Annotated in this window: 10 protein-coding genes; 9 read left to right on the top strand and 1 reads right to left on the bottom strand. The window is 74.2% G+C overall.

The annotated features are described in order from the left end of the window. Positions 1-101: 101 nt before the first annotated feature. The 4 genes from QSK03_RS00985 to QSK03_RS00970 all read left to right on the top strand — a co-directional run bounded on the left by QSK03_RS00985 (position 102) and on the right by QSK03_RS00970 (position 4,873). On the top strand, positions 102-1,541 hold the full coding sequence (locus QSK03_RS00985; protein ID WP_285648089.1) for an NlpC/P60 family protein: 1,440 nt from the start codon (positions 102-104) through the stop codon (positions 1,539-1,541). A 136-nt stretch (positions 1,542-1,677) separates the two neighbouring features. Continuing rightward, the gene (locus tag QSK03_RS00980) at positions 1,678-2,787 is read left to right on the top strand and encodes an AAA family ATPase (protein WP_285648088.1); all 1,110 of its coding nucleotides are present in this window, start codon (positions 1,678-1,680) and stop codon (positions 2,785-2,787) included. A gap of 139 nt (positions 2,788-2,926) precedes the next feature. Beyond that, positions 2,927-3,898, top strand: coding sequence for a DUF58 domain-containing protein (locus tag QSK03_RS00975; protein WP_285648571.1), 972 nt, complete (start codon positions 2,927-2,929; stop codon positions 3,896-3,898). Between the two features lie 3 nt (positions 3,899-3,901). Continuing rightward, on the top strand, positions 3,902-4,873 hold the full coding sequence (locus QSK03_RS00970; RefSeq protein ID WP_285648087.1) for a VWA domain-containing protein: 972 nt from the start codon (positions 3,902-3,904) through the stop codon (positions 4,871-4,873). A 6-nt stretch (positions 4,874-4,879) separates the two neighbouring features. Here the strand turns inward: QSK03_RS00970 and QSK03_RS00965 are convergent, their stop codons facing one another. Then, entirely contained in the window at positions 4,880-5,995 is a 1,116-nt protein-coding gene (locus QSK03_RS00965; protein WP_285648086.1) for an alpha/beta hydrolase fold domain-containing protein, read from the bottom strand. Positions 5,996-6,176: 181 nt separating this feature from the next. Here QSK03_RS00965 and QSK03_RS00960 point away from each other — a divergent pair, with 181 nt between their 5' ends. The 5 genes from QSK03_RS00960 to QSK03_RS00940 all read left to right on the top strand — a co-directional run bounded on the left by QSK03_RS00960 (position 6,177) and on the right by QSK03_RS00940 (position 11,036). Continuing rightward, complete coding sequence (locus QSK03_RS00960; RefSeq protein ID WP_285648085.1) at positions 6,177-6,881, top strand: beta-ketoacyl-ACP reductase; 705 nt, start codon at positions 6,177-6,179, stop codon at positions 6,879-6,881. Positions 6,882-6,909: 28 nt separating this feature from the next. After that, entirely contained in the window at positions 6,910-7,677 is a 768-nt protein-coding gene (fabI, locus tag QSK03_RS00955) for an enoyl-ACP reductase FabI (protein ID WP_285648084.1), read from the top strand. Positions 7,678-7,695: 18 nt separating this feature from the next. Beyond that, positions 7,696-8,730, top strand: a complete 1,035-nt coding sequence (locus tag QSK03_RS00950; RefSeq protein ID WP_285648083.1) for a ferrochelatase — start codon at positions 7,696-7,698, stop codon at positions 8,728-8,730. 177 nt (positions 8,731-8,907) lie between these two features. Further along, complete coding sequence (locus QSK03_RS00945; RefSeq protein ID WP_285648082.1) at positions 8,908-9,729, top strand: N-acyl homoserine lactonase family protein; 822 nt, start codon at positions 8,908-8,910, stop codon at positions 9,727-9,729. Positions 9,730-9,743: 14 nt separating this feature from the next. After that, on the top strand, positions 9,744-11,036 hold the full coding sequence (locus tag QSK03_RS00940; protein WP_285648081.1) for a hydroxyacid-oxoacid transhydrogenase: 1,293 nt from the start codon (positions 9,744-9,746) through the stop codon (positions 11,034-11,036). Positions 11,037-11,040 lie beyond the last annotated feature (4 nt).

Here is an 11,040-nt window from a genome sequence, read left to right as displayed (position 1 = left end):
GTGTCGCAGCCGGGTGACGGGGCCCGCGGCGGCCAGGCTGCCAGCGCCCGAGACCGACGGCACCCGTTCTTCGATTCCAGCCGGCGTGAGGAGGACGACGCGTGCGCACCTCCGGGACCGTCGCCGCCGCGGTCCTGGTCGCGGTGCTCACGGTGCCCGTCCTCGCCCCGGCGGCGACGGCCGGACCGGCCGTGCCCACCCCGAGCCCCACCCCGACCCCCACCCCGGCCCCGACGACGACCGGCACGCCGGCGCCGGGCGACGACCCTGCCGGCGAGGCGGGCTCGCTCGTCGCGCAGATCGCGACGGCGCGGACCGACCTCGACCGGCTCACCGCCGACCTGAACCACCGCCAGGAGCTCGCGAACCGCGCCCTCGCCGACGACACCGCGGCGCGCTCCCGCGCCGACGAGGCCCGCCGGGCCGCCGAGCAGAGCCGGCACGACGCCGACGCGGCGGCCGCCGCCGCCGAACGCGCCCGGGCCGACGTCGACCGCTGGGTCACCGCCTGGTTCCAGCAGGCGGACGTGCTCGGCCCGCTCTCGGTGCTCTCCGGCTCGACGGGGCCCGAGGACGTCGCCGCGCGCGCCCACCTGCGCGACGTCGTCAGCGCCGACCAGCGCGCCGCGCTCGACGGCGCCGAGCGCACCCGCATCGAGGCGGCGAACGCCGATTCCCGCGCCCGGGCCGCCCGGATCGAGGCCGACGCCGCCGCCGCGCGCGCCGCACAGGCCCGCACCGCCGCGGACGCCGAGGTCGTCCGGGTGCGCACCGACACCGACGCCCAGGAGGCCCGGGTCCGCGACCTGATCGCCCGGCGCGACGCGGCGGCGGCCCGGCTGCGCACGCTCGAGGACGCCGACCCGGCCCTGGCCGCCCAGCAGAGCCGCGCCGAGGCCTTCGACGACGCGGCGACCCGCCGGGACACCGAGCGCGATGCCCGGGTCCGCGACGCGGCCGCGAGCGGGCTCGCCGCCCGCTCCTCCCGCGCCGCGGCCGACCCGGGCGACTCCGGTGACCCGGGGGACGGCGGCGACGGCGGCGACGGCGGCGACGAGCAGGGTGAGGACCCGCTCGCCGCCGCCGGGATCGACACGAACGAGATGTCCGACGGCGTGAAGACGGTGCTCGAGCGCGCGCTCTCGCAGCTCGGCGTCGTCTACGCGTGGGGCGGCGGCGACACCGCGGGCCCCACCAAGGGCGTCCACGACGGCGGGGTGGCCGACGAGAACGGCGACTTCGACAAGACCGGCTTCGACTGCTCGGGGCTGATGATCTACGCCTTCGCCGCCGCCGGGAAGGACCTGCCGCACTACAGCGGCTACCAGGCCGAGGCGGGCCAACGGGTGCCGCTCGCGGAGCGCGAGCCCGGGGATCTCCTGTTCTGGGCCGACGACGACGGCGCGGGCCCCGTGCACCACGTCGCGCTCTACCTCGGCGACGACCAGATGGTGGAGGCACCGGAATCGGGCAAGAACGTGCGCATCGCCCCCGTGCGCTTCACCGACGAGCTCGTCCCGACCGTCACGAGGCTCGTCTGACTGGCGGGGTGGCGGGTGTTCACGGCGCTCTCACCGGTCGCCGAGTTGCCTGGTGGACCGGCAGGTACCGTGCCGCCCCGGGACGCCCACGGCCGGTGCCGGCCGGGGGAGAGCGAGGAGTCGGGGAGGGACGCGGGTGAGCGAGCCGGCGAGCGAGGCGGAGCGCGGCGGGGCTCGACCCTCCGAGGCGGAGACGCAGCGCACCGAGAAGACGCAGGGCCAGGGCCCCGCGACGCCGGCGCACGACGCCGAGCAGCTCGAGCGCACGGTGCTCGAGGTCAAGCGCGTGATCGTCGGCCAGGACCGTCTGGTCGAGCGCATGCTCGTCGGCCTGCTGGCGCGCGGGCACCTGCTGCTCGAGGGCGTGCCCGGCGTGGCGAAGACCCTCGCGGTCGAGACCTTCGCGCGCGTCGTGGGCGGGTCGTTCGCCCGCATCCAGTTCACGCCCGACCTCGTGCCCGCCGACATCCTCGGCACGCGCATCTACCGCCAGGGCCGCGAGGAGTTCGAGGTCGAGCTGGGCCCGGTGGTGTCGAACTTCGTGCTCGCCGACGAGATCAACCGCGCGCCCGCCAAGGTGCAGTCGGCGATGCTCGAGGTGATGGCCGAGCGGCACGTCTCCATCGGTGGCGAGACCACACCGATGCCCGACCCGTTCCTCGTGCTGGCCACGCAGAACCCGATCGAGAACGAAGGCGTCTACCCGCTGCCCGAGGCGCAGCGCGACCGCTTCCTGTTCAAGATCCTCGTCGAGTACCCGACGGCCGACGAGGAGCGCGAGATCGTCTACCGGATGGGTGTCAGCCCGCCGCAGCCGCACCGGGTGCTCGACCCCGCCGAGCTGCGCCGGCTGCAGGACGTCGCCTCGCAGGTGTTCGTGCACCACGCGCTCGTCGACTACGTGGTCCGCCTCGTGATCGCGACCCGCTCCCCGGCCGAGCACGGGATGGCCGACGTGGGCGGCTGGGTCGCGTACGGGGCCTCGCCGCGCGCCTCGCTGGGCATCATCGCGGGCGCCCGGGCGCTGGCGCTGGTCCGCGGGCGGGACTACGTGCTGCCCCAGGACGTCGTCGACATCGCGCCGGACGTGCTGCGCCACCGCCTCGTGCTGTCCTACGACGCGCTCGCCGACGGCGTCCCGATCGACCACGTCGTCACCCGCGTCCTGCAGACCGTCCCGCTGCCCCAGGTGTCGGCCCGGCCCGTGGGGATGGGTCCGGCGCCGATGCCGGCGGCGGGCCGGTGACACGACGCCAGTGACACAGCCGGACGACACCCCGGCGGCGCGGGTCCCCGAGCCCGGGTCGCTCCCGCCGGCCGCGCCGCCGGCGACGACGCCGGACGGCGACCCCCGCCCGGCGTGGGCGCCGCCTCCGACCTCGCCGGTGCCGTCGGGGCCCGAGGAGGTCGCGGGGGAGCGCACGCACGCCCGGCTCCAGGCCTCCCTGCGGACCCTCGAGCTCTCGGTGCGCCGGCGCCTCGACGGCCTGCTGCAGGGCAACCACCTCGGGCTCGTGCCCGGGCCGGGCACCGAGCCGGGGGAGCCGCGGCCCTACCAGCCCGGCGACGACGTCCGCCGCATGGACTGGGCGGTCACGGCCCGCACCACCGAGCCCCACATCCGCGAGACGATCGCCGACCGCGAGCTCGAGACCCAGCTCGTCGTCGACCTCTCGCCGAGCCTCGACTTCGGCACGGCGGCCTGCGAGAAGCGGGACCTGGCGATCGCCGCGTGCGCCGCGGTCGTGCACCTGACCCGCGGCGGCGGCAACCGGGTCGGCGCGGTGGTCGCCACCGGCGCGCGCACCGACCGCCTGCCCGCCCGCGGCGGGGAGACCGCGGCGCGCGAGCTGCTGCGCCGGATCGCGGCGACCCCGCCGGCGCCCGAGGGCACGCGGGGCGACCTGGCGGCCGCGCTCGAGGCGCTGCGCCGGCCGCCGCGGCGCCGCGGGCTCGTGGTCGTCGTGTCGGACTTCCTCGGCGACGTCGACTGGGAGCGCGCGCTGCGGGCGCTGCGGGCGCGCCACGAGCTGCTGGCGATCGAGGTCGTCGACCCCCGCGACGAGGAGCTGCCCGACGTCGGCACGGTCGTGCTCGCCGACCCCGAGTCGGGGCACCGCCGCGAGATCACGACGACCCCGACCCTGCGCCGGCGCTTCGCCGCCGAGGCCGCCGCCCACCGCGAGCGGGTCGCGACGGGCCTGCGCGGGGCCGGCGCCGGGCACCTCGTGCTGCGCACCGACCGCGACTGGATCGCCGACGTCGTCCGCTTCGCCGTCGCGCGCAAGCGCGGGTGGTCCGGCGGCGCGACGACCGGGCGGGTCCCCGCCGCGGCCGACCCCGTGCGGGGGCGGTGAGCCGTGTTCGCGCACCCCTGGTGGTTCCTGCTGCTGCTGGTCGTCGCCGCGCTCGCGGTCGGCTACTGGTGGATCAACCGCCGCCGTCAGCGCTACACGATGCGCTTCACCAACCTCGCCCTGCTCGAGCGCATCGCGCCGCGCGGGCCCGGCCGGTGGCGCCACGTGCCGATGGCACTCATCCTCGTCGCGCTGGTGATCATGACGATCGCGCTGGCCGGCCCACAGGGCACCGCGCAGGTCCCGCGCAACCGCGCGACGGTGATGCTGACGATCGACGTGTCGCTCTCGATGCGCGCCACCGACGTCGAGCCGTCGCGCCTGCAGGTCGCCCAGACGGCCGCGTCCGCCTTCGCCGACCAGCTGCCGGCCGGGATCAACCTCGGCCTGTCCTCGTTCGCCGCGACGCCGAGCACCCTGGTCACGCCGACCACCGACCGGCAGGCGGTGAAGAACGCGATCGGCAGCCTGCAGCTCGCCGAGTCCACGGGCACCGGCGACGCGATCCGGGCGAGCCTCGCCGCGATCCGCGCGTTCGGCAGCCAGATCCGCGGCCCCGAGGGCCCGCCGCCGGCCCGGATCATCCTGCTCTCCGACGGCAAGCAGACGACCCCGACCACCGATCCCGCCGACGACCGCGGCGCCTTCCCGGCCGCCCAGGAGGCCCGGGCGGCCGGCGTCCCGATCTCGGCGATCTCGTTCGGCACCGAGTACGGCGAGATCGAGATCGACGGCCGGCCGGTGTCGGTCGCCGTCGCCGACGACCAGATGCGCGAGATCGCCGCGCTCTCCGGCGGCGACTTCCGCCGCGCGTCCACCGAGCTGGACCTGCGCGAGACCTACGCGAACCTCGCCGAGCAGGTCGGCTACGAGGAGCGCACCGTCGACCTCTCGGGCCGGTGGTTCCTCGCGGCGACGGTCCTCGTGCTCCTCGGCGCCGCCGCCGCGATCGTCACGGGTCAGCGGCTGCCCTAGTCCTGCCTAGTCGTGCACCACGTCCAGCCGGTCGACGAAGGCGCGGATGTCGGCGATGGCCGCGCGGTGCTCGCCCGGCAGCGCCTGGCGGAAGATCATCTCGGCGCCGTGGACGATGCCGAGGTTCATCCGGCCCTCCACCGGGACGCCGGCCCGGAGGAGCTTGCGGTAGTAGGCGAGGCCCTCGTCGCGCAGCGGGTCGAGCTCGTTGACCGAGATGACGTGCGGGGGCAGGCCCGCGAGGTCGTCGTCGGTCGCGAACAGCGGCCACGCCAGCGGGTCCTCGGTGTGCCGGCCGTGCGGGTCGTACGCGGCGACGAGGAGGTCCATCAGCGCGCAGTTGATGAAGTAGCCGTCGTTCTCGATCATCGACGGGAGCTCGCGGAGCTTGCGGGCGTCGTCCCACGCGTAGCCGCCGCTGACGTAGGGCACCGAGGCGTACACGCCGTCGATCGCGTCGAGGTCGCCGGAGCGCTTGGCCCGCAGCGTCGTGGCGAGCACGAGGTTCGCGCCGCCCGACTCGCCCTGCAGCACGATGCGGGTCAGGCCCAGCTCGCCGCGCTGGTCGTCGAGCCACCGCAGCGCCGCGGCGCAGTCGTCCAGGCCCGCCGGGAAGGGGTGCGCGCCGAGCGCGGTCCACGCGTTGCGGAACCCGACCCGTGCCGCGACGACGCCGGTGAGGGCGAGCTCGCGGCACCAGCGGTCGTGCACGCGGGTCTCGGCGTCGAGGATCACCATCCCGCCGCCGTGGATGTACACGACGCACGGCAGCGGCCCGGAGACGCCGGCAGGCCGGTAGAGGACCAGGGGCACGACGTGACCGTCGGGCGATGCCACCGACGTCTCGGTGACCTCGACGGCGTCGTCGGGCGCGTCGCCGGGCAGGTCGAGGGGGACGGCGGCGTAGACGGCGCTGAACCCGTCGTGCAGGGCGCCGACCGCCTCGCTCACCGCCGCGGGACCGTCGGCACGGGTGACCGGCGGCGGCGCCGCGGGCCCGTCCAGCCCGAACGCGGCGAGCGCCGCGACGAGGTCCGGCTTCGCCCGCGGGTCGGTGCGCAGGTCGAGCGAGGGGTCGCCGAGGCGGCCCGGGAGGGTCGGCGGGACGTCGGTCGCGGTCATGGGTCCTCCGGGACGGGCGGTGTTCACGGCGGCGGTGCCGTGATCAAGCCTATGAACCACGCCACACCCCGCAAGGCGCCGTTCGGCGGTGCTACCAGCGGGTTCGGTGGGCTGCGGACCGGTCGAGTCGGTAGCCTTCCGCCGCCGTCCGCCCGGATGGGTCCCGACCGAGAGGAACCGCGTGAGCCGCGTCGTACTGGTCACGGGAGGCAACCGCGGGATCGGGCTCGCCTCGGCGCGCGAGCTCGCCGACCGCGGGAACACGGTGGTGGTGACCCACCGCTCCGGCGAGCCGCCGGAGGGCCTGCACGGCGTGCAGGCCGACGTCACCGACTCCGCCGCCGTCGACGCCGCGTTCTCGCAGGTCGAGTCCGAGCACGGGCCGATCGAGGTCGTCGTGGCCAACGCCGGCATCACCCGCGACGGGCTGCTCATGCGCATGCCCGAGGACGCGTTCACCGAGGTGCTCGACGCGAACCTCACCGGCGCCTGGCGGGTCACCCAGCGCGCGATCCGCGGCATGGTCAAGGCCCGCTTCGGCCGGCTGATCTACATCTCGAGCGTCGTCGGGCTCACCGGCGCGCCCGGCCAGGCGAACTACGCGGCCTCCAAGGCGGGCCTGGTCGGGCTGGCGCGCTCGACGGCCCGCGAGCTGGGCGGGCGCGGGATCACCGCCAACGTCGTCGCGCCCGGCTACGTCGACACCGACATGACCGCCGAGCTCACCGACAAGCGGCGCGAGGAGATCCTCAACTCGATCCCGCTCGGCCGGACCGCGGCGCCGGAGGACATCGCCAAGGCCGTCGCCTGGCTCGCCTCCGACGACGCCGGCTACATCACCGGCGCCGTGCTGCCCGTCGACGGCGGCATCGGCATGGGCCACTGATCTCCCGGACCACCGCGAAAGGTAGGACATGAGCGGACTGCTCGAGGGCAAGCGCATCCTGGTCACCGGGATCATCACCGACGCGTCGATCGCGTTCCACGCGGCCAAGGCCGCCCAGGAGGCCGGCGCCACCGTCGTCCTCACCGGCTTCGGGCGCCTGTCGCTGGTGCAGCGCGTGGCGAAGCGCCTGCCCAGCGAGGCACCGGTCATCGAGCTCGACGTGCAGAACCAGGAGCACCTCGACACGCTCGCCGACAACGTGCGCGAGCACGTCGACGGCCTCGACGGGGTCCTGCACTCGATCGGCTTCGCGCCGATGGACGCGCTGGGCGGCAACTTCCTGCAGACGGAGTGGAAGGACGTCGCGACGGCCGTCGAGGTCTCCGCCTACTCGTTCAAGTCGCTGGCGATGGCCTGCAAGCCGCTGCTGGGACCCGGCTCGTCTCTGGTCGGCATGGACTTCGACAACACCGTCGCCTGGCCGGGCTACGACTGGATGGGCGTCGCCAAGGCGGCGCTGGAGGCGACCACCCGCTACCTGGCGCGCGACCTCGGGCCCGAGGGCATCCGCGCGAACCTCGTCGCCGCCGGGCCCGTGCGCACGATGGCCGCCAAGTCGATCCCCGGCTTCGACACGTTCGAGGAGGCCTGGGTGCAGCGCTCGCCGCTGGGCTGGGACCTCGCCGACCCGACGCCGGTCGCCAGGACCATCTGCGCGCTGCTCTCGGACTGGATGCCGGCCACGACGGGTGAGGTCGTGCACGCCGACGGGGGCTATCACGCGATGGGTGCCTGAGCGGGGCATCCTGGGGGCGTGCCGTCGTTCGATGCCCTGCTGTTCCTGTCCTTCGGTGGGCCCGAGGCGCCCGACGAGGTGCGTCCCTTCCTGGAGAACGTGACCCGGGGACGCAACGTGCCCCCGGAGCGCCTCGACGAGGTCGCCGAGCACTACCACCACCTCGGCGGGCGCTCGCCGATCAACGACCTCAACCGCGAGCTGATCGCGGCGCTGGAGCCGCGCATCGACCTGCCGATCTACTTCGGCAACCGGAACTGGCACCCGTACGCCGAGGACGCCGTCGAGCGGATGGCGCGTGACGGCGTGCAGCGCGCCCTGGTGTTCGCCACGAGCGCCTACGGCGGGTACTCGGCCTGCCGCCAGTACCACGAGGACATCGCCCGGGCCCGCGAGGCGGCGATCGCCCGCACCGGCGCCGCGCCGGACCTTGTCAAGCTGCGCCACTTCTTCGACCACCCGCTGTTCGTCGCCGCCGTCGCCGACGGCGTGCGAGAGGCGCAGGAGCGCGTCGGGACGGACGCGCGGGTGGTGTTCACCGCCCACTCGATCCCCGAGTCGGCCGACGCGACCGCGGGCCCGCCGGGGGAGGGCGGGCACCGCTACTCCCGCCAGGTCGCCGAGGCGTCCCGGCTCGTCGCCGCCGACGTCGGCCTCCGCGACCACGACCAGGTGTGGCAGTCCCGCTCCGGGCCGCCGCGGATCCCGTGGCTCGACCCCCAGGTCGAGGACCACCTCGACGCGCTCGCCGAGGGCGGCGTCACTGACGTCGTCGTCAGCCCGATCGGGTTCGTGTCCGCGCACGTGGAGGTCGTCTTCGACCTCGACGACGAGCTCGCCGAGCGCGCGGAGAAGCTCGAGGTCGGCTTCAGGCGCGCCGCGACGGCGGGGGCGGATCCGCGTTTCATCGACATGATCGTCGAGCTCGTCGCGGAGCAGACCGAGGGGGTGGAGCCCCGGGGTCTCGGCGCCGTCCCGCGGGCCGGCGCGGGGTGCAACGGTGCCCTGTGCCACCCCGGGTGCTGCGAGCCGGCGCAGCGTCCGGGGACCTAGCGCCACGGCCTGGCAGCAACCCGTCGCGGGCCACTGGCGAGCGGCGGACCCGGCTGTTGCCGATGATCGTCAGCGTGGCTAGTGTCCGGCGTCACGTGGTCGGTGATGCATGCATCACTGGTGCAGCGGTTCCCGGCCGCGTCCCCCGACGGCACGCGGCATTGCGGAGGAGCGCTGATGGCTGCGAGTGGCGAGATCAAGGTGAGCATCCTGGACTGCGGTCAGATGACCGCGGACCTGACGTGGTTGCTGCTCAAGCCCGGGCGCTCGATCCGCCCCCGCCAGCAGCGGGACCAGCCCACCGAGTGGGCCGACGTCCCCACGCACTGCGTGCTCGTCGAGACCCCCGACGGCACGATCCTGTGGGACACCAGCTGCCCCCGTGACTGGGAGGAGCGCTGGGGCCCGACGGGCCTGCAGGACTTCTTCCCGTACGAGAAGGTCAGCGACGAGGAGTACCTCGACTCGCGCCTGCAGCAGATCGGCGTCGGGGTCGACCAGATCGACTACGTGGTGCTCTCGCACCTGCACTTCGACCACTGCGGCAACGCGAACCTGTTCAAGGACTCGAGCGCGAAGCTCGTCTGCTCCGACAAGGAGAAGGACTGGGCGTTCGGGTTCGACGGCCTGTTCAACGGCGCGCACCTCAAGACCGACTACGAGGAGCTGACCTGGGAGACGGTCTCGGGTGACACCGAGTTCCTGCCGGGCGTCACGCTGCTCCAGACGCCCGGGCACACCCCCGGCACGATGTCGATGCAGGTCGACCTGCCCGACACCGGCACGATGATCTTCACGTCGGACGCCGTCTACATGGGCGAGAGCTACGGCCCGCCCACGACGCCGGCCGCGATCGTCAACGACATGGGCCAGTTCTACTCGTCGGTCGAGAAGATCCGCGGCGTCGCCGAGAAGACCAACGCCACGGTGGTGTTCGGGCACGACGCCGAGCAGATCCACCAGCTCAAGACCGTGGGCAACGGCGGCCACTACACCTGATCGGAAGGCCCTCCATGACGGTCCCCCCGGTTCCCACCGAAGAGTCGGTCTTCACCTGGGGCGCCCCGCCGCTGAAGTTCGGCGCGGGTGCCTGCGACGAGATCGGTTTCGACCTCGCCCAGTACGGCGCGAAGCGCATCCTGCTGATCACCGACCCGGGCATGCAGCAGACCGGTCTGCCCGACCGCATCGCCGACCAGATCCGCCGGTACGACATGACCGTCGAGATCTTCGACGGCGTCCACGTCGAGCCGACCGACGACTCGATGAACAAGGCCGTCGGCTACGCCCAGCAGCAGGGGCCGTGGGACGGGTTCGTCGCGGTCGGCGGCGGCTCGTCCATCGACACCGCGAAGGCCGTCAACCTCCTGACGACCTTCCCCGGCGAGCTGATGGACTACGTCAACAAGCCGGTCGGCAACGCCCAGGCCCCGCCCGGGCAGCTCAAGCCGCTGATCGCGGTGCCGACCACGGCCGGCACGGGCTCGGAGTCCACCGCGATGTGCGTGCTGGACATCCTCTCGCTGCGGGTGAAGACGGGCATCAGCCACTGGCGGCTGCGGCCCACGCTCGCGGTGGTCGACCCGCTGCTCACGATGACCCTCCCGCCGGAGGTCACCGCCGCGGCCGGCATGGACATCGTGTGCCACGCGCTCGAGTCGTACACCGCGCGCTGGTACACGACGTTCGACCGCAAGAAGCCCGAGGAGCGGGTGACCTACTGCGGGTCCAACCCGGTCTCGGACCTCTGGTGCGAGAAGTCGATGGCGCTGCTCGCGCGCTCGTTCCGCACCGCGGTCGAGCGGGGCGAGTCCGACGTCGACGCCCGCATGGACATGATGATGGCGGCGACGTTCGCCGGCATGGGCTTCGGCAACTCCGGCGTGCACATCCCGCACGCCAACGCCTACCCGATCGCCGGCCAGGTCCGGGACTTCCACCCCGCGGGCTACCCCTCGGACGAGGCGATGGTGCCGCACGGGATGTCGGTGTCGCTGACGGCGCCGGAGGCGTTCCGGTTCTCGTTCGAGGCGGCGCCGGACCGGCACATGGCGGCGGCGAAGCTGCTCGGCCCGACCGCGGACACCCAGAGCGACGCGTCGGAGCAGCTGCCGCACGTCGTCACCGAGCTGATGCGCGACATCCGCATCCCCAACGGGATCGGCGAGGTCGGCTTCGGCGAGGGCGACATCCCCGACCTGGTGGACGGGACGCTCAAGCAGCAGCGGCTGCTCGCGACCTGCCCGAAGACGCCCACCGAGGACGACCTCGCGGACATCTTCCGCAAGTCGATCGAGAACTGGTAGCCGC

Source organism: Actinomycetospora sp. NBRC 106375 (assembly GCF_030269665.1).
Taxonomy (GTDB): domain Bacteria; phylum Actinomycetota; class Actinomycetes; order Mycobacteriales; family Pseudonocardiaceae; genus Actinomycetospora.
This window is presented reverse-complemented; position numbering and strand designations above follow the sequence as displayed.